At 62.2% G+C, this 23461-nt stretch carries 22 protein-coding genes; 13 read left to right on the top strand and 9 right to left on the bottom strand.

Annotated features, from left to right (window positions below; all coding sequences use genetic code 11):
- Positions 1-8: 8 nt before the first annotated feature.
- From phnG to KDX39_RS14995, 10 genes are all read left to right on the top strand, one after another.
- On the top strand, positions 9-494 hold the full coding sequence (gene phnG, locus KDX39_RS15040) for a phosphonate C-P lyase system protein PhnG (RefSeq protein WP_231660912.1): 486 nt from the start codon (positions 9-11) through the stop codon (positions 492-494).
- Positions 494-1090, top strand: a complete 597-nt coding sequence (phnH, locus tag KDX39_RS15035; RefSeq protein ID WP_231660911.1) for a phosphonate C-P lyase system protein PhnH — start codon at positions 494-496, stop codon at positions 1088-1090. Before phnG ends, phnH begins: the two co-directional genes overlap by 1 nt.
- On the top strand, positions 1090-2169 hold the full coding sequence (locus KDX39_RS15030) for a carbon-phosphorus lyase complex subunit PhnI (RefSeq protein ID WP_231660910.1): 1080 nt from the start codon (positions 1090-1092) through the stop codon (positions 2167-2169). Before phnH ends, KDX39_RS15030 begins: the two co-directional genes overlap by 1 nt.
- The gene (locus tag KDX39_RS15025) at positions 2166-3038 is read left to right on the top strand and encodes an alpha-D-ribose 1-methylphosphonate 5-phosphate C-P-lyase PhnJ (RefSeq protein ID WP_184323404.1); all 873 of its coding nucleotides are present in this window, start codon (positions 2166-2168) and stop codon (positions 3036-3038) included. Before KDX39_RS15030 ends, KDX39_RS15025 begins: the two co-directional genes overlap by 4 nt.
- 8 nt (positions 3039-3046) lie before the next feature.
- The gene (gene phnK, locus KDX39_RS15020) at positions 3047-3856 is read left to right on the top strand and encodes a phosphonate C-P lyase system protein PhnK (protein ID WP_184323461.1); all 810 of its coding nucleotides are present in this window, start codon (positions 3047-3049) and stop codon (positions 3854-3856) included.
- Between the two features lie 22 nt (positions 3857-3878).
- On the top strand, positions 3879-4595 hold the full coding sequence (phnL, locus tag KDX39_RS15015; protein WP_231660909.1) for a phosphonate C-P lyase system protein PhnL: 717 nt from the start codon (positions 3879-3881) through the stop codon (positions 4593-4595).
- Positions 4589-5734 (top strand): alpha-D-ribose 1-methylphosphonate 5-triphosphate diphosphatase, encoded by a 1146-nt coding sequence (locus KDX39_RS15010; RefSeq protein ID WP_231660908.1) that lies wholly within the window; start codon positions 4589-4591, stop codon positions 5732-5734. The genes phnL and KDX39_RS15010 overlap by 7 nt, the downstream gene beginning before the upstream one ends.
- Positions 5734-6300 (top strand): phosphonate metabolism protein/1,5-bisphosphokinase (PRPP-forming) PhnN, encoded by a 567-nt coding sequence (gene phnN, locus KDX39_RS15005; protein WP_004888387.1) that lies wholly within the window; start codon positions 5734-5736, stop codon positions 6298-6300. Before KDX39_RS15010 ends, phnN begins: the two co-directional genes overlap by 1 nt.
- A complete protein-coding gene (phnP, locus tag KDX39_RS15000; protein ID WP_231660907.1) occupies positions 6291-7040 on the top strand; it encodes a phosphonate metabolism protein PhnP in 750 nt (249 codons plus the stop codon). Before phnN ends, phnP begins: the two co-directional genes overlap by 10 nt.
- Before the next feature lie 423 nt (positions 7041-7463).
- Entirely contained in the window at positions 7464-9824 is a 2361-nt protein-coding gene (locus KDX39_RS14995) for a glucose/quinate/shikimate family membrane-bound PQQ-dependent dehydrogenase (protein ID WP_231660906.1), read from the top strand.
- 40 nt (positions 9825-9864) lie between these two features.
- Here KDX39_RS14995 and KDX39_RS14990 read toward each other — a convergent pair whose 3' ends face one another.
- The 9 genes from KDX39_RS14990 to KDX39_RS14950 form a co-directional block, all read right to left on the bottom strand.
- Positions 9865-10767 (bottom strand): AEC family transporter, encoded by a 903-nt coding sequence (locus KDX39_RS14990; protein ID WP_184323407.1) that lies wholly within the window; start codon positions 10765-10767, stop codon positions 9865-9867.
- A 114-nt stretch (positions 10768-10881) separates the two neighbouring features.
- Positions 10882-12405 (bottom strand): amidase, encoded by a 1524-nt coding sequence (locus KDX39_RS14985; RefSeq protein ID WP_231660905.1) that lies wholly within the window; start codon positions 12403-12405, stop codon positions 10882-10884.
- Positions 12406-12625: 220 nt separating this feature from the next.
- Positions 12626-13774, bottom strand: coding sequence for a M20 family metallopeptidase (locus KDX39_RS14980; protein ID WP_231660904.1), 1149 nt, complete (start codon positions 13772-13774; stop codon positions 12626-12628).
- Positions 13771-15198, bottom strand: a complete 1428-nt coding sequence (locus KDX39_RS14975; RefSeq protein WP_210075266.1) for a M20 family metallopeptidase — start codon at positions 15196-15198, stop codon at positions 13771-13773. Before KDX39_RS14975 ends, KDX39_RS14980 begins: the two co-directional genes overlap by 4 nt.
- A complete protein-coding gene (locus KDX39_RS14970) occupies positions 15195-16205 on the bottom strand; it encodes an ABC transporter ATP-binding protein (protein ID WP_099227889.1) in 1011 nt (336 codons plus the stop codon). The genes KDX39_RS14975 and KDX39_RS14970 overlap by 4 nt, the downstream gene beginning before the upstream one ends.
- Positions 16202-17203 carry an ABC transporter ATP-binding protein gene (locus KDX39_RS14965; protein ID WP_184323411.1) on the bottom strand — a complete coding sequence of 334 codons (1002 nt, stop codon included), beginning with the start codon at positions 17201-17203 and terminating at the stop codon, positions 16202-16204. Before KDX39_RS14965 ends, KDX39_RS14970 begins: the two co-directional genes overlap by 4 nt.
- Before the next feature lie 16 nt (positions 17204-17219).
- On the bottom strand, positions 17220-18128 hold the full coding sequence (locus KDX39_RS14960) for an ABC transporter permease (protein ID WP_231660903.1): 909 nt from the start codon (positions 18126-18128) through the stop codon (positions 17220-17222).
- Between the two features lie 8 nt (positions 18129-18136).
- A complete protein-coding gene (locus KDX39_RS14955; RefSeq protein ID WP_184323413.1) occupies positions 18137-19054 on the bottom strand; it encodes an ABC transporter permease in 918 nt (305 codons plus the stop codon).
- Between the two features lie 68 nt (positions 19055-19122).
- The gene (locus KDX39_RS14950) at positions 19123-20643 is read right to left on the bottom strand and encodes an ABC transporter substrate-binding protein (RefSeq protein ID WP_231660902.1); all 1521 of its coding nucleotides are present in this window, start codon (positions 20641-20643) and stop codon (positions 19123-19125) included.
- Between the two features lie 201 nt (positions 20644-20844).
- Between KDX39_RS14950 and KDX39_RS14945 the strand changes: the two genes are divergently transcribed.
- The 3 genes from KDX39_RS14945 (at position 20845) to KDX39_RS14935 (ending at position 23410) form a co-directional block, all read left to right on the top strand.
- Positions 20845-21753 carry a LysR substrate-binding domain-containing protein gene (locus tag KDX39_RS14945; protein ID WP_099227884.1) on the top strand — a complete coding sequence of 303 codons (909 nt, stop codon included), beginning with the start codon at positions 20845-20847 and terminating at the stop codon, positions 21751-21753.
- Between the two features lie 179 nt (positions 21754-21932).
- The gene (gene folE2, locus KDX39_RS14940) at positions 21933-22838 is read left to right on the top strand and encodes a GTP cyclohydrolase FolE2 (protein ID WP_231660901.1); all 906 of its coding nucleotides are present in this window, start codon (positions 21933-21935) and stop codon (positions 22836-22838) included.
- 11 nt (positions 22839-22849) lie between these two features.
- Positions 22850-23410: a gamma carbonic anhydrase family protein gene (locus KDX39_RS14935; protein WP_231660900.1), complete on the top strand. Its 561-nt coding sequence runs from the start codon at positions 22850-22852 to the stop codon at positions 23408-23410.
- The last annotated feature ends 51 nt before the right edge of the window (positions 23411-23461 follow it).

Below are 23461 nucleotides of genomic sequence, written 5' to 3'. Positions count from 1 at the left end.
GGTTATCCATGCAATCGTCTCAGCAATCCCCTCAACCCGATCCTGAAACAGCTGCCCGCCAGCGCTGGATGGGTGTGCTCGCCCGGGCGCATGTCGATGAACACAGTCGCGAGCATATGAAGCGCCACGAAGCAGCCTTGCGCGACATCGACTACCAGATGATCCGTGCGCCGGAAATCGGTATGACGCTGGTGCGCGGGCGCATGGGCGGCACCGGTGCAGCATTCAATCTGGGCGAAATGAGTGTGACCCGTTGTGTGATCCGCTTGGCGGACGGGCGCACCGGCTATAGCTACCTGGCCGGACGCGACAAGCACCATGCTGAACTTGCCGCGCTGGCCGACGCCCATTTGCAAGGCCCTCAGCAGGCATCGTGGCTGGCTGAACTGATCGAACCCCTTGCACAGGCACACGCCCGGCGCAAGGCCGACAAAGACGCAGAAACCGCCGCGACCAAAGTGGAATTCTTTACTCTGGTCCGAGGAGAAGACTGATGAACGCCGTCCTGTTGCAACCTGCTTTCACCGACCCGGTACTCGACGCTCAGCGCAGTTTTCGCGCCGCCCTCAAGGCGCTCGCCGGCCCCGGCATTGCCCAGACCTTGAACGCTGCGCATCAGCCACCCGCGCTGTCGGGACTCGACAGCGCCAGCCACGCGCTGTGCCTGGCGCTGCTGGACCTGGACACGCCGGTCTGGCTGGCGCCGGCCTTCGACACGCCGGCGATTCGCGCCAACCTGTCATTCCACTGCGGCTGCCCGATTGTCAGCGAGCGGCAGAACGCCCGCTTCGCTCTGCTTGATGCCACGGTCGCACAGGACCTGGCCGGGTTCGACCTGGGCAACGATCGCTATCCGGATCAGTCCTGCACGCTGCTGATCCAGTTGCCAGCCCTTGAGGGCGGAGCCCCGCTGGACTGGAGTGGCCCCGGCATCGAGCACTGCAATCGGGTGGCCTTGCCGCTGGAAAAGGCATTCTGGACCGAACGGTCGGCGCGCAACGACTTCCCGCGCGGGCTCGACGTATTCTTCCTGTCGGGCAGCCGGATGCTCGGCCTGCCACGCAGCACCCGCGTGCAGGAGTGTGCCTGATGTATGTCGCCGTCAAGGGTGGCGAACAGGCCATCGATAACGCCCACCGCCTGCTCGCAAACAGGCGTCGTGGTGATACCGCCGTTGCCGAGCTGGACGTCGAGCAGATCCGCCAGCAATTGCCGCTGGCCGTGGCCCGAGTCATGACCGAAGGCTCGTTGTACGACGAGCAACTGGCCGCGCTGGCGATCAAGCAATCGGCGGGGGACCTGGTCGAAGCGATCTTCCTGCTGCGCGCCTATCGCACGACCCTCACACGTTTCTGCGCCAGTCTGCCCATCGATACTTCGAACATGCAGCTCAATCGCCGCCTGTCCGCCACGTTCAAGGACGTACCGGGCGGGCAATTGCTGGGGCCGACCTTTGATTACACCCATCGTCTGCTGGACTTCACGCTGCTGGCCGAAGGGGAGCATCCGGGGCCGAGCGTAACGCCTGACGCCGCCCTCCAGCCGTGCCCTCGGGTACTGGGTCTGTTGGCGAAAGAAGGCCTGATGAAGCCTGAAGTTGACAACGACGAGCCGATCGCCGACATCACCCGCGAGCCGCTGGAATATCCTTCCAGCCGCGCCGAACGCCTGCAGGCTCTGGCCCGGGGCGACGAGGGTTTTCTGCTGGCGCTGGGGTACTCGACCCAGCGGGGCTACGGCCGCAACCATCCGTTCGCAGGTGAGATTCGGATCGGCGAAGTGGAAGTCTGGATCGAGCCCGAGGAGCTGGGCTTTCCCATCCTCATTGGCGACATCGAAATCACCGAGTGCGAAATGATCAACCAATTCGTCGGTTCGGCCACTGTGCCTGCGCAGTTCACACGCGGTTACGGTCTGGCCTTCGGCAATGCCGAGCGCAAGGCGATGGGCATGGCGCTGGTGGATCGCTCGTTGCGTGCCCACGAGTACAACGAGGAAATCCGCTCGCCGGCCCAGCAGGAAGAGTTCGTGCTGGCCCACTGCGACAACGTCGAGGCGGCCGGTTTCGTTTCGCACTTGAAGCTGCCGCATTACGTGGACTTCCAGTCCGAGCTGGAACTGATCCGCAAACTGCGCAAACCCACCGCGCCCGGGGAGAACGAGCAATGAGCACCCTAAACCCGCCCGTCGAGCGGGACACCGCGTACAACTTCGCTTATCTGGACGAACAGACCAAGCGCATGATCCGCCGCGGCCTGCTCAAGGCCGTCGCCATTCCCGGTTATCAGGTGCCGTTTGGCGGCCGCGAAATGCCGTTGCCTTATGGCTGGGGTACTGGTGGCATGCAACTGACTGCCGCGATTCTGGGTGCCGAAGACGTGCTCAAGGTCATCGACCAAGGGGCGGACGACACCACCAACGCGGTCTCGATACGGCGCTTCTTCGCCCGTACCGCAGGCGTTGCCACCACCGAGCGCACGCCCGAAGCGACGGTGATCCAGACCCGGCACCGTATCCCTGAAACCCAGCTGCACGCCGACCAGATCATGGTCTATCAGGTACCGATTCCCGAGCCGCTGCGCTTCATCGAACCGTCCGAAACCGAGACCCGGACCATGCATGCGCTGGACGATTACGGGGTCATGCACGTCAAGCTCTACGAAGACATCGCCACCTTCGGCCACATCGCCACCAGCTACGCCTATCCGGTGATGGTCGATGAGCGCTACGTGATGGACCCGTCGCCGATTCCCAAATTCGACAACCCCAAGCTGGACATGAGCCCGGCGCTGATGCTGTTCGGTGCCGGTCGCGAGAAGCGCCTGTACGCAGTACCGCCGTTCACCCGCGTGGTGAGTCTGGACTTCGAGGACCATCCGTTCGAAGTGCAGCGTTGGGAGCATTGCTGCGCGATCTGCGGCAGCCATGATTCCTTTCTCGATGAACTGATTCTCGACGACGCGGGCACCCAGCGCTTCGTCTGCTCCGACACCGATTATTGCGCCCAGCAGGCCAGCCAGCAGGAGAACGCCCGATGATCAGTGCCATGTCGGTCAATCCGACCAACGCGCCACGCCCCGAGTTGGACGAAGCACTGCTCAGGGTCCGCGGTCTGACCCGGCTGTACGGGCCGGAAAAGGGCTGTCAGAACGTCAGTTTCGACCTGTATCCCGGTGAGGTATTGGGCATCGTCGGCGAGTCCGGCTCGGGCAAGTCTACGTTGCTGTCGGTGCTCAGCGGCCGCTCCGCACCGGAGAGTGGCGGCATCGACTATCGCAGCCAGGACGGCACATGGCTCGATCTGTACAGCGCCAGCGAGGCGCAACGGCGCACCTTGCTGCGCACAGAATGGGGCTTTGTCGAGCAGAACCCGCGTGACGGCCTGCGTATGGGCGTGTCGGCGGGGGCCAACATTGGCGAGCGTCTGATGGCTCAGGGCGTGCGTAACTACCAGCAGTTGCGCGGTGCTGCGCTGGACTGGCTGAGTCAGGTGGAAATCGATCCGCTGCGTATCGACGATCTGCCGCGCACCTTTTCCGGCGGCATGCAGCAGCGTCTGCAGATTGCTCGCAATCTGGTCTCTGGTCCCCGGCTGGTGTTCATGGACGAACCCACGGGCGGGCTGGATGTGTCGGTGCAGGCGCGCCTGCTGGACCTGCTGCGCGGTCTGGTGCGCGAGCTGGATCTGGCGGTGGTGATCGTTACCCACGATCTGGCCGTGGCCCGATTGCTGGCAGACCGGCTGATGGTGATGCGCCGCTCGCACGTGGTCGAGGCGGGGCTCACCGATCAGATCCTCGATGACCCGCAGCATCCGTATTCACAGCTGCTGGTTTCCTCGGTATTGCAGCCATGATCCGCACACAGAGATAAGCCTGATGACTACCTTGATCGAGGTCCGTGACCTCTCGAAAACCTTCACGCTGCATCAACACAACGGCGTGGTGCTTAATGTGCTTTGCGGCCTGAACTTCTCGGTGCGCAGCGGCGAGTGTCTGGTGCTGGGTGGGGCGTCCGGCACGGGCAAGAGCACCTTGTTGCGTACCTTGTATGGAAATTACCTGCCCGCCGCAGGCAGCATTCGCGTGCAGCACGACGGTGAGTGGACCGAACTGGTTGGTGCCACGCCGCGTCAGGTGCTGGAAGTGCGGCGCAGGACGCTGGGCTATGTGAGCCAGTTTCTGCGCGTCATCCCGCGCGTGTCGAGCCTTGACGTGGTCATGGAACCCGCGCTGGCCCGCGGCTGGCCGCGCGAACAGGCGAGGGCGCGAGCCGAATTGCTGCTGAGCCGTCTGAACATCGCGCCGCGTCTGTGGCCGCTGGCACCCAGTACGTTTTCCGGTGGCGAACAGCAACGCATCAACATCGCTCGCGCGTTCATGGTGCCCTGGCCAGTGCTGTTACTGGACGAGCCGACAGCTTCGCTGGATGAAGCCAATCGTCAGGTGGTGCTGGAACTGATCGACGAAGCCAAGCGCGAAGGTGCCGCGCTGATCGGTATTTTCCATGACCGCGACGCCCGCGAATCGGTGGCCAGCCGTCAACTGGACATGACCCCGGTGGACCTGACTGCCAAGGAGTTGTTGCAATGTTGAACGAACAGATTTTCACCAACGCCCGTGTGGTCACCGGTGATGCGTTGTTCTCCGGAACGGTGGTCGTGCGCGACGGCCTGATCGCCGAGGTCGATTCGGGCCGCAGTCCGTTGAGTCAGGCGCAGGACCTGCAGGGTGACTACCTGCTGCCGGGGCTGATCGAACTGCACACCGACAACCTGGAAAAGCACCTTTCGCCGCGTCCCGGTGTGGACTGGCCTTCAACGTCGGCGGTGATCAGCCACGATGCGCAGATTGTCGCGGCAGGCATCACCACGGTGTTCGACGCACTGTCGATTGGCGACATCAATCCCAAGGGCAAGCGCATGCAGCAACTGCCTTCGATGCTTGCCGCCATTGCGGCGGCAAGCGATGCAGGCCTGACCCGCGCCGAGCATCTGCTGCATTTGCGCTGCGAAGTGAGTCACCCGGACACCCTGAGCGTGTTTCGCGATCTGGTGGATCAGCCGCTGGTTAAACTGGTGTCGGTCATGGACCACGCGCCCGGCCAGCGTCAGTTCGCGCTGGAGTCCAAGTACCGCGAGTACTACATGGGCAAATACCACATGAGCAGTCAGGAGATGGACGGCTTCATCGTCGAGCAAGTGGCCAATTCCATTGAGTACGCTGATCGATATCGGCGCGCGATTGTCGAACTGTGTCTGGCGCGCGGGTTGTCCATCGCCAGTCACGATGACGCTACCATGGCGCACGTCGAGGAATCGGCGGGCTTCGGCATGAACATCGCCGAGTTCCCGACCACGCTGGAAGCGGCCCGTGGCTGTCGGCGCCTGGGCATGAGTGTGCTGATGGGTGCGCCGAACATCGTGCGCGGCGGCTCGCACTCCGGTAACGTGGCGGCCGCGTCGCTGGCCAAAGAAGGGCTACTGGATATTCTCTCCAGCGACTACTATCCGGCGAGTCTTCTGCAGTCGGCGTTCATGCTGGCCGGACAGGACAACGACTGCGGGTTGCCGCAAGCCGTGAACATGGTCAGCCGCACACCGGCACTGGCGGCCGGGCTGGCTGATCGCGGTGAAATTCGTATAGGTCTGCGTGCCGACCTGATTCAGGCGCGCAGTCACGGCAATCTGCCGGTAATCGACAAGGTCTGGCGACAAGGCAAGAGGGTATTCTGATGGCAGGCAGGTTGATCTATCTCATCGGGCCGTCCGGTTCAGGCAAGGACAGTCTGATGGACGCAGCTCGCGACACCCTGGCAGAACGCAACTGCCGGGTGGTACGTCGGGTCATCACCCGTTCCGCCGAGGCCGTGGGCGAAGCGGCGCAGGCGGTGGACGTCGAGCAGTTCGAGCACATGCGCGAGCACGGCGCGTTCGCGCTGAACTGGCAGGCCAACGGCTTGCATTACGGCATCCCGATTGTCATCGATCAGTGGCTGCTGGAAGGCCATGACGTGTTGATCAACGGTTCGAGGGCGCACCTTGAGCGCTCGCAACGCCGCTACCCCAATCTGCTGGCGGTGCTGCTGACGGTGGATCAGGACGTGCTGCGTCAGCGTCTGCTGGCGAGAGGCCGGGAAAGCCTGCCGGAGATCGAGGCGCGGCTGGACCGTAACCAGCAATTTGCCGGTGATCTGCTGGCCAGCCACCCTGGTGTCTATCCGCTGGACAATTCCGGCGAGCTGCAGCAGACGGTTGCTGCGCTGGTTCGCTATCTGGAGAAACACCCGGCGTGCGCCTGACCCTGCTGGGGACCGGCGATGCGCGGCAAGTGCCGGTTTATGGCTGTCAGTGTCCGGCCTGTCTGGCGGCACTGAGCGACAGCACATTGCGTCGTCTGCCGTGCAGCGCGCTGATTGAATTCGACGACCAGCGCTGGCTGATCGACAGCGGTTTGACCGACCTCACCGAGCGTTTCCCGCCGCGCAGCCTCAGCGGCATCCTGCAGACCCACTACCATGCCGATCACGCTCAGGGCTTATTGCACCTGCGCTGGGGGCAGGGGCTGGTGATTCCAGTGCACGGTCCGATGGACCCGGAAGGGTTGGCGGATCTGTACAAACATCCGGGCATCCTGGATTTCAGTCAGCCGTTTGCCGCTTTCGAATGCCGTTCTCTGGGCGCTTTGCATGTCACCGCAGTGCCGCTGCAGCATTCCCGGCCGACATTGGGTTACCTGCTTGAAGGTGGCGGACGACGGATTGCCTACCTTACCGACACGGTGGGTCTGCCCGAAGCAACTCACGAGTACCTGCAACGCCTGCCGCTGGACGCCCTGATCCTCGACTGCTCCCTGCCTCCGCAACCCCAGCCCCCGCGCAACCACAACGACCTGACCCTGGCGCTGCACATCATCGAACAGCTGACCCCGGCCAAAGCCGTACTGACCCACATAGGCCACACCCTGGACGCCTGGTTGTCGGAGCAGCCTCGTTCATTGCTGGACAACATTGTGATCGCTCGTGACGGGATGGTGGTTTGACTCGTTTGTGGTTTGTCTCCGGACTCGGCGCAATCTTGCTGTGAGCGCCGGGCTGTGGGAGGTGGCTTGCCAGCGATAGCGTGGGTTCAGTCACTGAATTTTCGCCTGATAAGCTGCATCGCCGGCGAGCCGCCTCCCACAGGGATTGTGTTCGTTCGTTGCTACAGGTGTCGAAAAAACCTGCCCCTTCACTTAAGAAACGATATTTAGCGTCTGCCAAGTCAGAAGCAGCGTGCGTCGGCCAAATGCATCACATTTCGTTCGCTGATCGCCCACAAATTCAACGCCATACCGTTCCAAGCCTGCAGGCGCATTTTTATCCGCTTAAAGTCTGATTTCGAGCTGAAACAGTCTGCGACAATTTGTCATTATGAACCAGTTAGTACATTCTGCGCGGCTGTAAAAATCCGACAGGTTTGAAACATGACTAGCAAACAATGCACAGGGGCGGGCGGCAGATTCTGGCTGCTCGCATTGGGGGGGCTCATCGCGCTGATCGGGCTTGGCCTGGCAGGCGGGGGTGGTTATCTGGTGGCACTGGGTGGGAGTTGGTTCTTCCTGCTCATGGGCCTGGCGATGCTGATCAGCGGTGTGTTGATTGCGAGGCGGCAGCCCAAAGGCGCGCTGATCTATGGCGCGGCGCTGATCCTGACTGCCATCTGGGCAGTCTGGGATGCCGGTCTTCATTACTGGCCGCTGGTGTCCAGGGTGCTGACTTTTGCCGTGATCGGCCTGGTGGTTGCGCTGATCTACCCGTCACTGGTTCGCGCTTCCGGCGCTCAGGCCGGACGCGGTGCTTACGGCCTGGCAGGCATTCTGGCCATGGGCGTCGTGGCGACCATCGGCTACATGTTCGTGCCGACCCACGTGGTCAGCGCCAGCAGCGTGCCGGACATTGTGCCGGTTGCTCCGGGCAGTGAGCAGAAGGACTGGGCGCACTGGGGCAATACCCCGGCGGGCAATCGTTTCGCGGCACTGGATCAGATCAACAAAGGCAACATCGACAAGCTGCAGGTCGCCTGGACCTTCCACACCGGCGATATCCCACAGAGCACCGGCGCAGGAGCCGAAGACCAGAACACGCCGTTGCAGATCGGTGACACCGTCTACACCTGCACCGCCTACGGCAAGGTCTTCGCGCTGGATGCCGACACCGGCGAGCAGCGCTGGAAATTCGATCCCAAGGGCAGTGCGCCCAACTGGCAGCGCTGCCGTGGCCTGGGCTACTTCGCAACCCCCACAGCCGAGGCGAGCGCTCAACCTGCAGCCTGCGCCAGCCGTATTTTCCTGCCGACCGGCGATGCACGCCTGATCGCGCTGGATGCCAGAACCGGCGAGGCCTGCACGGACTTCGGCACCCAAGGCGTGGTTGACTTGAAGACCGACATGGGTGAGGTCAAGGAAGGTTATTACCAGCAAACCTCGACGCCTCTGGTTGCTGGCAACGTCGTGGTGGTGGGCGGCCGTGTCGCCGATAACTTCTCCACGGGCGAACCTCCGGGCGTGGTGCGCGCCTTTGACGTGCACAGCGGTGAACTGGTCTGGGCCTGGGATCCGGGTAACCCGAATACCAGCAAGCGTCCACCGGCAGGCGAGACCTACACGCGCGGCACGCCGAACGTCTGGTCGGCCATGTCCTACGACGCAAAACTGGGCCTGATCTACCTGCCGACCGGCAACGCCACACCGGATTTCTTCGGTGGCACGCGTACCGCGGCCGATGACAAGTGGTCCTCCTCGGTCGTCGCCGTTGACGTCAATACCGGTCAGGTGCGCTGGCATTTCCAGATGACTCACCATGATCTGTGGGACTTCGATATTCCGGCTCAGCCGCTACTTTACGACATCCCGGACGGCAAGGGCGGCACTCAGCCCGCTCTGGCTCAGGTCACCAAGCAGGGCGAGATTTTCCTGTTGAACCGCGAAACCGGCGTGCCGATTTCCCGAGTCGAAGAGCGTCCGGTGCCGCAGGGCAATGTGCCGGGCGAGCGTTATTCGCCGACCCAGCCGTTCTCGGTGGACATGCCGTCGATTGGCAACCAGACCTTGAAAGAGTCCGACATGTGGGGCGCCACGGCGTTTGACCAGTTGATGTGCCGCATTGCCTTCAAAGGCATGCGCCATGAAGGGGTTTACACGCCACCCGGCATGGACCATGCGCTGCAGTTTCCAGGCTCGCTGGGCGGCATGAACTGGGGCAGCGTGTCGGTCGATCCGACCAACAGTTACATGTTCGTCAACGACATGCGCCTGGGGCTGGCCAACTACATGATCCCGCGTGACAAGATCGCTGCCGGTGCCAGCGGCATCGAGATGGGCGTCGTACCGCAGACCGGCACGCCATTTGGCGCCATGCGTCAGCGCTTCCTGTCGGCGGTGGGTATTCCGTGTCAGGCGCCGCCGTTCGGCACCATGTCGGCGATTGACCTGAAGACCAAAAAGCTGGTCTGGCAGGTGCCGGTCGGCACGGTCAAGGACACAGGACCGATGGGTATTCGTATGGGGCTGCCCATTCCGATCGGCATGCCGACCCTGGGCGCTTCGTTGTCCACGCAGTCGGGTCTGCTGTTCTTCGCGGGTACTCAGGATTTCTACCTGCGCGCCTTCGACAGTGGTAACGGCGATGAGATATGGAAGGCCCGCCTGCCAGTGGGCAGCCAGTCGGGTCCGATGACCTACGTGTCGCCGAAGACCGGCAGGCAGTACATCCTGCTCACCGCCGGTGGAGCCCGTCAGTCGCCTGATCGTGGCGATTATGTGATTGCCTACGCGTTGCCCAAGTAACCTGTGGCAGGCCCGAGAAGCCGTGGCTGCTTCTCGGGCCTTATCCGATCAAGCTCACCAGCCACATCCATAACGGCAGTGTCGCGGCCGACAGCACCGTGGTCAGGCAAATCGCCGAGCTGGTTTTCTGCACATGCGGCACGCTGCGGGCAAAGCCCAGCACGTTCACCCCGGCAGGACCTGCGGCCATCAGCACCAGTACGCCTCGCGACAAACCTTCGATACCCAGCAGCATGCACGCCAGCAATACCAGCAGCGGCATCAGGAACAGCTTGCCGACGGTAATGCCCAACGCCTGCGGGCTGGGCGTCAGTTTGAAGCTGGACAGGTTGGAGCCCAGCACAATCAAGGCGCAGGGCAGCGCCGCCTGGGCGAGCCAGGTGGTCAGGTGATCGGCCCATTCGGGCAGCGCAAGGTTCGACAGGTTGACCACGATCCCCAACAACAGGCCAATGATCAGCGGGTTGGCCAGACTGGCAAACAGTGAGCGGGAGTTGAATGGCTGATCACCGGCCATGCTGTCGTACAGGCTCTGGAAGGTGAACAGGGTCAGGCTGTGCACGGCGATGACCGTGAACAGCAACACCAGCCCTTGGTCACCGAACACACCGACCACCAATGGAATGCCGATCAGGATGTTATTGGAAAAGCTGGCGGTCAGGCCGAATGGCGTCGAGTGGGTGCCGGAGCGGTGCATGATCAGGTTGATCAGCACAAACACGATCAGGGCAGGAATGAAATACGCTGCCAGCACCCGCAGGTCGAGGCCGTCGTGCAGCGGGGCCTTGACCATCCCGGTGAACAGCACCATCGGCAGGAACAGTTTGAAGGCCAGCACGCTCAAGGCCTTGGTGCTCTCGACGGTCAGTGTCTTGCGTTTGCCCAGCACATAGCCGAGCACGATCAACAGGAAAACGGGCAGGATGGCTTGCAGAACGGCCACGGGCTCTGGCTCCTTGAGAACATGGCCGCGCAGTATGAACGAGGGTTGCAACTTTACCTATGTTCCGCTGCGGCACACATCGCCCTTCACCTGGCTCTTTACATAGATAGCCCCTTACATCGCACCGATCTCCGGCCTGGCTGTCTGCGAGCCTTCGTAGACCGGCGGGTGGGTCACGATGTGCGTCAGGTCGACAGCCGAAGCCAGCAGTTTCTGCAGATCGGGACGCGGGCGACACACGCGTGAATCTGCCGAGGTGGCCTGCTCCAGTGCATGAGCGCAGGCCATCAACGCGGCATCGCCACGGAAGCTGCCGATCAGTTGCAGGCCGAACGGCATGCCCTTGTGATCGGTACCGCAGGGCAGCGACAGCGCCGGGTTGGTGGTCAGGGTGATGGTGTAGCAGAGCGCCAGCCAGCGGTAATAGTTGTCCAGGTGCACGCCGTTGACTTCACGCAGGTACAGCTCGCTCCACGGAAATGGCGACACCGGCGTGGTGGGCGCCAGGATCAGGTCGTAACGCTCGAACTGCTTCTGAAAGCTGCGAAACAGACGACTCTGCTCGGCATGTGCCTTCACGCAATCCTGCAGCGACATGGCCGCACCCATGTCGAAATTGGCGCGGGTATTGGGGCCGAGCGCGTCGGGATCCTTGTCGTGGGCGTCCTGCAAACCGGCGACGAAGGCCTCGGCGCGCAATACGTCAAAGGTGCGATGGGCGCTGCTCAGGTTCAGATCAATGGGCTCGCAGGATTTGAACAGTGATTTCAGGGCCCCGATCTTTTCCCGGAACACTGCACGAATCTGCTCGTCCACCGCGCAGGTGCCGAAGTCTTCGCTGTAGCCAACCCGCAATTGGCTCAGATCGATGGTGCGCGATGCGAATTCATTGTCTGCCACCGCATAGCTCAGCGGATCGGAGTGCGCCAGACCGGCGCTGGCGCGCAGTTGCAGCAGCGTGTCTGCGACGTTGCGCCCCATGGGGCCGACCACCGACAGCGGCGTCCAGCCAAGCTTTTTGCGCTCGCTCGGCACCAGGCCAGGAGAAGGGCGCAGGCCGACGATGCCGCACAGTGCGGCGGGGATGCGCAATGAACCGCCGGTGTCCGAGCCGCTGCACAACGGCACCATGTCCACCGCCAGGGCTGCGGCGGAACCGCCGGACGAGCCGCCTGCATTCAGTTCGGGGTTGAACGGGTTGCCAGTCGCGCCCCACACCACGTTCCGCGTGTTTGCGCCTGCGCCCAGTTCCGGGACGTTGGTCTTGCCGACCATGATCGCCCCGGCGCTGCGCAAACGCGCTACCAACAGATTGTCCTGGCTTGGGATATTGTCGCGAAACAATTGCGAGCCGTAAGTGGTAAGGACGCCTGCGGTTTCTTCCAGGTCCTTGATGCCAATCGGCAGACCATGCAACAAGCCCAGCGGCTTGCCGTGCATCACCGCCTGTTCGGCCTGCACCGCTTCCTGCCTCGCCCGCTCGAAGCAGGTTGCGGCGAAGGCGTTGATCTTCGGGTTGAGGGCTTCGATGCGCTCGATGCTGGCGTTCAACAATTCGACCGGCGATAGCTGCTTGTTGCCGATCAGGGCACGCAGTTCGGTGGCGGATTTTTTCAGCAGGTCGGATGAGGCAGGCATGGGGTTTCCTCAAGTAATCAGGGGCGGCTCAGGGCTCGTAATGATCGTCTTCGTGCTTCGTATTCAGCGCGTATTGTTAAACCCTGCAGCGACATCGGACAGTGGGAGGCGGCTTGCCGGCGATGACGGCAGTCCATTCACTGCGATGGCGCGTCGGAAATCGCGTCGCCGGCAAGCCGCCTCCCACAGGTTATGCATCTAATCAGGTACGTCCACATCCTCAATCCGCCAGCGCCACGATGGTGGCCACCAGCGCCTGGCCGCGTGGCACGAGGGTGTCAAGTTCCAGGTATTCGCGGTCTGTATGCACTTTGCCGCCCACCGGCCCCAGTCCGCACAGGGTGGGGATGCCCAGGCTTGCGGTGAAACCCGAGTCTGCGCAGCCACCGGTGAATTCGCCGTCCACGCTGAAACCCAGCTCCGTCGCGACGCTTTGGTAGCGCCGCAACAGGTCGGTGCTGTGCTGCGCCTCCATCGGCAGGAAGGTCGTGGCCTCCAGCAGTCTGGCCGAGGTGCCGGGCAGTTCCTCTGCATCGACGATGGCCCGAATGGCTGTGAGTATGTTGTCCCACTGGCGCAGTTCGATAAAGCGTACGTCGAGTCTGGCTGTAGCGGTCGGTGCCACGGTATTGCTGGAGGTTCCGCCCGATATCAGCCCGACGTTGGTGGTGATGCCCGCCGCGTAATCGGTCAGGGCGTGCAGCTTGATCACCTTGTGTGCCAGCGCCTCAATGGCGCTGGCACCGTCGGCATGGTTGACGCCAGCGTGCGCAGCCCGGCCGCTGACTTCGATGACCAGCGTCGCGCCGCCTTTTCGGGCGCTCACCACATTACCGCTGGCCCGGCCCGGCTCGGGATTGAGCACGGCGCGGGCAGCACTGGCATGACGTTCGATGTGCTCGCGTGCACTGCCTGAGCCGATCTCTTCGTCGCCGGTATACAGAATCTGCACCGGGAACGGCAACGGACCGGCGCGCTTGAGTGCCTTGAGCGCAAAGCAGTTCAGCACCAGACCGCCTTTCATGTCGGCAACGCCGGGTCCGTAGGCCAGCTTATCGTCACGCGTATAGCCACGGGTCGCGGTCGTGCCCTTGGGGAATACCGTGTCTCGATGCCCCAGCAACAGGACCGGCTTGCCCGGCCCACCCGGCAGCTCAGCCAGCAACACATCGCCGAAACCCTCGACCGCGATGCGTTCCACGTGTATCGCGTCGGCCTGTAACTGGGCCGCAAGCAGGTCGCCGACGGCATCGACACCGGCCTTGTCGTAGCTGTTGGAGTCGGTGTCGACCAGTTGTTGCAGCAACGCCTCCATGGCGTCGAATTGCCCGGCCAGCCATTGTGTCGCCTTGAGTTGTGCCTGATTCATTGGCCTGTTTCCTGTGCCTGATGTTCGCGGGCCAGGCGTGCGCCGTCATTGCCCAGGTCCCAGAATAGCCCGGCCATGATCTGCAGGCTTTCTTTCACGACCGGGGCCAGCAAATGCTCATCGGGCGCATGTTGCGAGCACGCCGGATAGGAATGCGGAACCCACACGGTCGGCAGGCCGAGTACCTCGGCGAATACATCGTTGGGCAATGAGCCGCCCAGGTTGGGCAGCAGCGCAGGTTTTTTGCCAGTGGTTCTGCTCAGCGACTCCAGCGCCCAGCCGACCCAGGGGCTGTCCGGGGACAGGCGCGTGGCGTGCATCACGTCCATGCGTGTCTGCTTCACCTCCACCTGAGTGAAACCCTGTGCATCCAGGTGCGCCCGTACAGCCGGAATGAACGTTGTGTAGTCGCTGTCGACCACGAAGCGCATGTGGCACAGCGCGTGTGCCTTGCCGGGAATGGCATGGACCGGAGCATCTGGATTGCCGGTCTTGAAGGCCAGAACGTCCAGTGTGTTCCAGCCGAAGACTTTCTCGCTCAATGAAAGCCCCGGCTCGCCCCAGTGCGGATCGATGACCGGATCGCCCGGGCCGCCGCCGACTTCGATATCTGCCAGTGCCGTGCGTACGGCGTCGGGAATGGCAGTCGGCATCAGCCCCGCGACTTTGACCCGACCGTGTTCGTCCACGAGGCTGGCAATGGCGTTGGCCAGAATGATGCCTGGGTTGGCCAGCAATCCACCCCAGTTGCCGGAGTGATGCGCGCCGTCGCGCAAGTGCACGCTCAGCTCGAAGTTGAAAACACCACGCGAGCCGAGAAACAGTGTCGGTCGTGCCGCTGCCAGACGCGGTCCGTCAGAGGCAATGAAAATGTCGGCGGCCAGATCTTGCGCGTGCTGCTGACAAAACAGGCTCAAGCCTGGCGAACCATCTTCCTCGCCCATTTCCAGCAGCAGCTTGACGTTGAAACCCAGCCTGCCGTCCCGCGCCTTGAGCGTCTGTTCAAGCGCCGTCAGGTTAATCAGGTGCTGGCCCTTGTTGTCCGCCGTGCCCCGGCCATACCAGCGCTCGCCGCGCTCGACCACCTGCCAGGGCGACAGGCCCGGCTGCCATTGCGCATCGTAGCCGCGCACCACGTCGCCATGCCCATAGCTGAGCAGGGTGGGCAGGGATGGGTCTTCGATCCGCGTGGCAATCATCAGCGGGCCGCGCCCGGCTACCGGGTTGTCGTGAAGGCTGGCGGTGAAGCCCAGCCGCTCGACCTGCGGCGTGATGAAGTCGGTGAGGTAGCGGTACAGCTCGGACAGGCTTTCCGGTTCCTGACTCTGCGTCGGATAGGCGACGCTCTCGCCGAGCAGAGCGAAGAATGCGCCGTTGTCGAACTGTTCGGTGACGTTGTCGATGGCGTGCGAGCGGCTAGTCATGAGGGAATCAGCTCCAGGGTTTTCGGGGTGTCACGCAGATGGCAACGGACGGTTCCGCCTTCCATGCTGTCCACTGCGGGGTAATGGTTCTGACAGACGTTCATGCAACTTGGGCAGCGCGGATGAAATGCACAGCCGGAAGGCGGCGACACGGGATTGGGAAACGCACCCTGCAGACCCAGCTCGGGAATGCCCAGATGCGGGTCAGGTGTGAGCACCGAGTCCAGCAGCGCCTGGGTGTAGGGATGACCGGGCCGGGCGAACAGCGATTCGCGGCTGCGCTCTTCGACGATCCTGCCCAGGTACATCACGGCCACCCGGTCGGCCAAATGTTCGATGACCGCCAGGTTATGGCTGATCAGCAGATAGGTCAGGCCGAACTCCTGCTTGAGGTCCTGCAACAGATTCAGAATCTGCGCCTGGACCGACACGTCCAGCGCCGAGGTGGGTTCGTCGCAGATCAGCACGTCCGGGCGCATCACCAGCGCCCGCGCTATGGCTACACGCTGGCGCTGACCACCGGACAGCTGGCTGGGGTAACTGTCGATGACCCGCTTTGGCAGGCCGACCACATCCATCATGTCTTCGGTGCGTTTGCGGCGTTCTGCGGTGCTGCCGATGTCGTGCACGATCAACGGCAGTGTGACGATCTCGCGCAGGGTCTTGCGCGGGTTGAGTGACGAGTAGGGGTCCTGAAAGATAGGCTGGATGCGCCGCGCCATCTCTTTGCGATCCGTTCCCGCCAGATGCTTGCCATTGACCAGCACGTCGCCACTGCTGGGCGCCAGCAACCCCAGCAGCATCTTGGCCAGGGTGCTTTTACCACAGCCGGACTCGCCGACCAGCCCCAGGGTTTCACCGCGCATCAGGCGCAGCGAAACACCATCGACGGCCTTGAGCGTGGCCGTCGGTTTGAAGAAGCCCCGGCTGATGGTGAACTCGCGGCGGATGTCACACAGCTCCAGGGCGATGTCTTTTTTTACGCCGGTTTTCAGTGCCTGATTCATGACCGTACGCCCTCGCGATGAAACACCGGCTCTTCGCCTGATTCCGCAAACAGACAGCGGGTCATGTGGTCGTGGCCGTTGACGGCCGGGACGTCGTCGGCGCAGGCAGGAATCGCTTGCGGGCAGCGGTTGCGAAACGCACAGCCGTGCTGCTCGCCAACGAGGCTGGGCACCAGACCGGGAATCGAGCCCAGCGGCTGGCCTGGCCGAGTGCGGCCCGGAATCGGAATGCTCGCCAGCAAACCGCGTGTGTAAGGATGCTGTGGGTTTTCGAACAGTTCGACGGCCGGTGCGGTCTCGACGATCTGCCCGGCGTACATCACCGCCACCCGGTCGGCGATGCGCGCCACCAGTCCCAGATCGTGGGTGATGAAAATCACCGCCAGCCCCAGTTCCTTCTGGATATCGCGGATCAACCGCAGGATCTGCGCCTGAATGGTTACGTCCAGCGCCGTGGTGGGTTCGTCGGCGATGATCACGTCCGGCTCGCACATCAGTGCCATGGCGATGATCACCCGTTGGCGCAGACCGCCCGAAAGCTGATGCGGATACTGGCGCAAACGCTCTCCGGCGTTGCTGATGCCGACCTTTTCCAGCATCTGCGCAGCCCGCAGCAGGGCTTCCTTGCGTGACACCTTGCGATGCCGGGTCAGCACTTCGCTGAGCTGATCGCCAATGCTGTAGGCCGGATTGAGCGAGGTCATGGGTTCCTGAAAGATCATCGCCAGCCGGTTGCCGCGCAGGTCACACATCTGGCGTTCGCTCTGGCCCAGCATGTCGATGCCGTCCAGGCTCAGCCGGGTCGCGGTGCGCCGGGCCTTGCGTGGCAGCAGGTCCATGAGCGCAAGCGACGTCAGGGATTTGCCGCAGCCCGACTCGCCGACGATGCACAGCATTTCGCCGCGTTCGACCTGAAAGTCCAGACCGCGTACCGCGTGCAGCGTGTCCTGCCCCAAGGGGATATCGACACGCAGGTTTTCAACATGCAACAGCGCCATGTCCGAATCTCCTCTGTCAGTTGCGCCCGTCGGGCAGGATCAGATCACGCAGGCCGTCGCCGACCAGATTGATGCCCAGTACCAGCACCATCAGCGCGACGCCGGGAATGGCGATGACCCAGGGGGAAAAGAACATGTACGGCTTGCCTTCGGCGATCATCAGGCCCCAGGACGGAATCGGCGGTTGCACGCCGACACCAAGGAACGACAGTGCCGACTCCAGCAGGATGGCGTGGGCCATTTCCAGCGTGGCGACGACGATCAGCGCACCGACCAGGTTGGGCAGGATTTCACTGGCCAGAATGCGCAGTGTCGAGCAGCCGAGGGCCTGTGCCGAAGCGACGTATTCGGCATCGCGAATCTGCTGCACGGCGGCACGCACGACGACGGCGAAGCGGTCCCACAACAGGCAGCCGAGCAGGATGATCACCACCTTCAGCGAACCACCGATCAGTGAGGCCGAAGCCAGGGCGATCATGACCACCGGCATCGCCAGACGTGTCGTGATCAGGTAGCTGATTACAGCATCCACCTTGCCGCCGAAGTAACCGGCGAGCAGGCCCAGGATGGTGCCGATGACGCCGGAAATCAGCGCCGCCGAGAAACCGATGAACAAGGAAATACGCGCGCCATACAGCAGCCGGGACAGGTAATCGCGCCCCAGCTTGTCGGTGCCGAGTACATAGTCCCAAGTGCCGTTGGCCATCCACACCGGGGGTTTCATGCGCAGCATCACATCCTGCGTGTAAGGGTCGTAAGGCGCGAGCCACGGCGCGAACAGCGCGCCCAGCACGATGAACGTCAGCAGTACGGCACCGATGGCAAATCCACGATGGCCGAAGCTCAGGCGTAACGTGCGAAATACGCTTCTGGCGGGCGGCTGGTAATCGTTGATCACCAGTGGCGATGCGGTGGTTGTGCTCATGGAACCTCCTATCTGACGCGGATGCGCGGGTCGAGCAGTGCGTTGAGCACATCGGCCAGCAGGGTGAGGACGATGTAGATCACGGCGATCAACAGCACGACCGCTTGCACCACCGGGAAGTCGTCACGGGCAATCGCGTCCCAGGCCAGTTGGCCGATGCCTTGCAGCGAAAATACGGTTTCGATGACCACCGAGCCGCCGAGCATGAAACCGAATTCGACGGCAGCCAGCGCGACGACAGGAATCAAGGCATTGCGCAGCGCATGCTTGAACAGAACCGTGCCGGGGCGCAGGCCCTTGGCGCGTGCCGTACGGATGTAGTCGGAATTGAGCACGTCGAGCATGCCGGCGCGGGTCAGGCGCATGATGGCCGGGGTGGCGTAATAGCCCAGCGCAATGGCCGGCATCACGAAGTGCGCCCAGGTTGAATTGCCCGAGACCGGCAGCCACTTGAGCGTCACGGAGAACACCACAATCAGCATCAGCGCGAACCAGAAACTGGGCATCGCCTGACCCAGCACGGCGATGCTCAGTGCCAGCCGGTCAATCCAGGTGTCGCGTTTCACCGCCGCCAGCACGCCCAGTGGAATGGCGATCAACAGCGCGATGCTCAACGCCATGGCACCCAGCCCCAGAGTAATCGACAGGCGCGAGGCGATCAGGTTGTAGACCGATTCCTGAAAGAAGAACGAATCGCCCAGATCAAGGCGCAATACATCGCTCAGCCACTCGAAATACTGGGTGACCAGCGGCTTGTTGAGGCCGTATTGCACGCGGATCTGTTCGATCTGCTCGCTGGTGGCTTCCGGGCCGCCAATGGCAGTGGCCAGGTCGCCTGACAGGTGCAGCAGGGAAAAGCTGATCACCGAGACGGTAATCGCGACGCACAGGGCAATTCCCAGGCGGCGCAGCAGAAATCCAGACATGGCACGTGACCTTGTATCCATGGGATGACGGGGTGAGCCGCGTCAGGCGCGGTCACCCATTCAGGACGTTACTTCCAGCTCGACAAGACGAAGCGCGGCAGCTCGTCCGGGTACGGCTTGAAGTTCAGGTCCGAGACATAGGCGTAGTTCATCGAGTAGTTGAACAGCGGTGCCCAGTACGCCTGTTCGCTGATGCGCTGCAACGCCTTGCGGTAGTTGTCCTTGCGCACTTGCGGGTCCAGCGCGTTGTCGGCGGTTTGCAGCCAGCCCTGGACTTGCGGGTCCTTGATGTTGTCGTCGGGGTTGCCCTTGAACCAGGTGCCCGCCGAGGCCGACGTGTCGAGGATCGAAAACGAGCCCCAGGCCTGGAAAGACATCGGTACCTTGCCGCCGCGTTGCTGGTCACGCAGGGCGGCGTATTTCAGATAGCGCAGCTTGGCGTTGATACCGACGGCACGCAGGTTGCCGATGATTGCCTCGACATAATCACGGTCTCGGTAAGCAAAAATCTCGGTTTCAAACCCGTTTGGATAACCCGCTTCGGCCAACAGGGCCTTTGCCTTGGCCGGGTCATAGTTGTAGACCGTGGCCGCCGTGGTGTCGCAACCGAACTGGCCTGGATAGCAGGCCACCTGCAGCGGTTTGCTTTCACCGCCCACCAGTTGGGTGGCCAGACCTTCGCGGTTGATGGCGTGATTGATCGCCTGCCGTACCTTCAAGTGCTTCATTGGCGAGTCGGCCGTCGACGTACCACGTGCATCGAGGATCAGAAAACCGATGCGCATCGTGGCGCCGCTGGTGACCACCAGATTGGGCATGGCCTTGAGGTTTTCTGCCTGATCCGGCGCGACACGCCAGGTCCAGTCGATGCCGCCAGTCATCAGTTCGGCAAGTCGGGTTTCGGCATCGGCGATCACGCGAAAGTTGATATGGCTGATCTTCGGCTGACCTTGCGGGCTGTCCTTGAAGTAGTCCGGGTTCTTGTCCATTTTCACACCTTCGCCGGTGGCAATGGCGGTGACCTTGTACGGCCCGGTGCCGATGGGGTTGCGGCTGAAGCCGGCGAGACCGACCTGTTCGAAGTACTTTTTCGGAAACATCGGCACCGCGTTGGACAGGTACTCCAGTGCAGGCGGGAAGGGCTTCTTCAGGTGCAGACGGACGCTGTAGTCACCGAGTTTTTCGGCACTCTTGATCCAGTCGACGTTCTGCACCGTCACCACCTTGGATTCGGGAGACACCACGTAATTGAGGGTGAACACCACATCATCAGCGGTGAATGGATCGCCGTTGTGAAACTTCACGCCTTCGCGCAGTTGAAAATCGATGGTGGTGTCATCGACCTGTTTCCAACTGGTCGCCAGCATCGGTTCGTACTGACCGCTGTCGGGGTTGCGATAGACCAGGTTGTCCCAGATCAGGCGTCCGAGGATCACGCCTTCGCGCAAGTCGTTGTGGTAGGGACTGATATTTTCCGGCTCGCTGTCGGAGGCATAAACCAGTGTGTCGTCGGCCTTGCCGGCGAAGGCGGAAAAGCTGCTGAACAGGCCCAACAGCGCGATGCTGCGAGCGAAACCCTTGATGCCCATGCCGTCGTCTCCCTAAGGCAAAGTGATTGGATCAAAGGGCAGTTGGGTCGCAAATGCGAGAAGAGGGGGTATGTCTTGAGCGGCCATGATTTTCTTTTGGTCTAGCCGATGGCCTCGACACGACTCTAGGCAAAGCGTATCAATGCCACAAGTACAATATTTCGAACCTTTCATTGCCGAAAAGGCAACACAGGAGTCGCGATGCAACTTTACGGCGTTCAATCCACGGCCCTGCGCTATTTTCTGGAGGTGGCCAGGTGCGGCTCGATCAGTGAGGCATCAACCCGGCTCAATGTTGCGTCCTCGGCGGTCAGTCGACAGATCAGCAAGCTGGAGCGCGAACTGGACGCCGTCCTGTTCGAGCGTCAGGCGCGGGGCATGGTGCTCAGCGAAGCGGGCACACGGCTGGCGGCCTATGCGCGCAAGTCGCAGCTGGAAGCCGAGCAGGTGGTGCTGGAAATTACCGAGTTGCAGGGGCTGCAGCGAGGTCATGTGCGACTGGCCTGTTCCGAGGGATTTGCCCTGGATTTCCTGCCGCAGTGCATTGCCCGTTTCAGGCAGGTCTATGAAGGCATCCATTTTTCAATGGAGGTCTGTGCGCCCGCGCAGGCCACCGAACGGGTGCGTTCGGGCGATGCGGATCTGTGCCTGACGTTCAGCCTCACGCCGCAGAATGAGATCAAGGTCGAGCACGTGCACAGCGGCGCGATCTGTGCGGTGGTCAGCCCCAACCATCCGCTGGCGTCACGCAAGGAAGTGGCGCTCGCCGAGTTGCAACCCTATGTCATTGCCCTGACCAACACCGATACCACGCTGCGACAACTGTTCGACATCTGTTGTGGCGTGCAGGGCCTGATGTTCGATCCGGTGCTGACCAGCAACTACATCGGGGCGCTGCTGCGCTTTGTGCGCGAGGAGGGTGGAATCAGTCTGTCCAGCGAAATGACCCTGGACAAGCGCGTGCAGGAAAAACAACTCGTTTCCGTACCGATCAGCGATGAGGGCATGAAGGCGCGACGCATCGAACTGCAGAGCATGGCAGGGCGCAACCTGCCGGCGGCCGTATCGGCATTCCGGGACTTTCTGATCGAGGAACTGGTGAAGACCTGAAACCTGTTGCCGGATTGTTCTTCGAGTGCGTCCGCAGGGTCAGGACGGACCCTGTGTTCGGTTGATGCCGTTGGTGTTGATGATGTTATAGTGTAACGAATTTGTGCGGGGCGGATAGACGCCCCATGACATCAGGCGTCGCGTCCAAGCGAGGCCAGCCAACGAGACGACCGACTTACATGAACAACTCTCTCCCTGATGTTGCCCTGACGGAAGCGTCCTCGGCCCTGATCGCCCTCGACTGGGTCGGCATGCAAGCCATCGAAGTGCCGATACGCTTGAGCGAGGAGGGGGTCAGCCATTCGGTGCATGCCTACGTTGACTTGCACGTTGACCTCGCCGATCCGAGTGTCAAAGGCATTCACATGTCGCGGCTGTACCGCTTGCTCGACCGGTTTGCCGAAGAGCGCGAGCTCAATGTCGCGTCCCTGTCGGACCTGCTGGAGGCCATGGTTGAAAGCCACGCCGGTTGCCGTTCGACCCGCTCGCGTATCAGGCTGAACTTCAACCTGCTGTGTCGCCGTCCCGCGCTGGTCACCGAAGGACTCAGCGGCTGGAAATCCTATCCGGTTACCCTTGAAGGCCTGTGGGAAGCGGGGCGTCTGTGCCTGGATCTGTCGGTGGGCATTACCTATTCCTCTACTTGCCCATGCTCGGCGGCGTTGTCCCGACAGTTGCTGGAAAGCGCGTTCATCGCCCATTTCGACCGCCAGACCTTTGTCGACACCATGCAGGTCGCGAACTGGCTGCGCACCAACGGCTCGATGGCCACGCCGCACAGCCAGCGCAGCGTGGCGACGGTCCAGGTGCGTATTGCAGAAGACGCCACCGGGCTCGGTTTGATGGCGCTGATTGAGGCCACCGAACGTGCTCTCGGGACGCCAGTTCAGACCGCCGTCAAGCGCGCCGATGAGCAGGCATTCGCCCGGCTCAACGGCCAGAACCTGATGTATGTCGAAGACGCTGCTCGCAAGATCCAGCAGGCGCTGGAAGGCCTGTACACCGCTTCCAGCGTCGGCGTTCGCCATTTTGAAAGCCTGCACCCACATGACGCCGCTGCACAAACGTCCAACTACCCGACCTGAGGTTTGCCACCGTGATCCGTAAAAACCCGTCCGGCCATTTGCCGGTGATCGCCGAATCTGCCTACATCGACAAGACCGCGATCATCTGCGGCAAGGTCATCATCAAGGACAATGTTTTCGTCGGGCCCTATGCGGTGATCCGTGCCGATGAAGTCGACGCCTCGGGCGACATGGAGCCCATCGTGATCGGCGCCAACTCCAACATCCAGGACGGTGTGGTGATCCACTCCAAATCCGGTGCTGCAGTGACCATCGGCGAGTTCACGTCGATTGCCCACCGCTCCATCGTGCACGGACCGTGTCAGGTCGGTGACCGGGTATTCATCGGCTTCAACAGCGTGCTGTTCAACTGTCAGGTCGGCAACGGCAGCGTGGTGCGCCATAACTCGGTGGTCGACGGCCGCGACCTGCCGGAAAACTTTTACGTGCCGTCCACCACCCGGATCGGGCCTAATACCGACCTGTCGCAATACCCGCCGGTAAGCATCTCGGCTTCGGAGTTCTCCGAGGACGTGGCACACACCAATATCGATCTGGTGCGCGGCTACAAGGCGCTGCAGAACGAGTTTTAACCGGTGTCGAAGGGCTTCCCGTTCTGGATCGGGAAGCCTGCAACATCCAGG

Source organism: Pseudomonas sp. CDFA 610 (genome assembly GCF_021147865.1).
In the GTDB taxonomy this organism is placed as follows: Bacteria; Pseudomonadota; Gammaproteobacteria; order Pseudomonadales; family Pseudomonadaceae; genus Aquipseudomonas; species Aquipseudomonas alliivorans.
The sequence above is the reverse complement of the archived record's forward strand: the minus strand, read 5'-3'. Positions and strand labels throughout refer to the sequence as shown.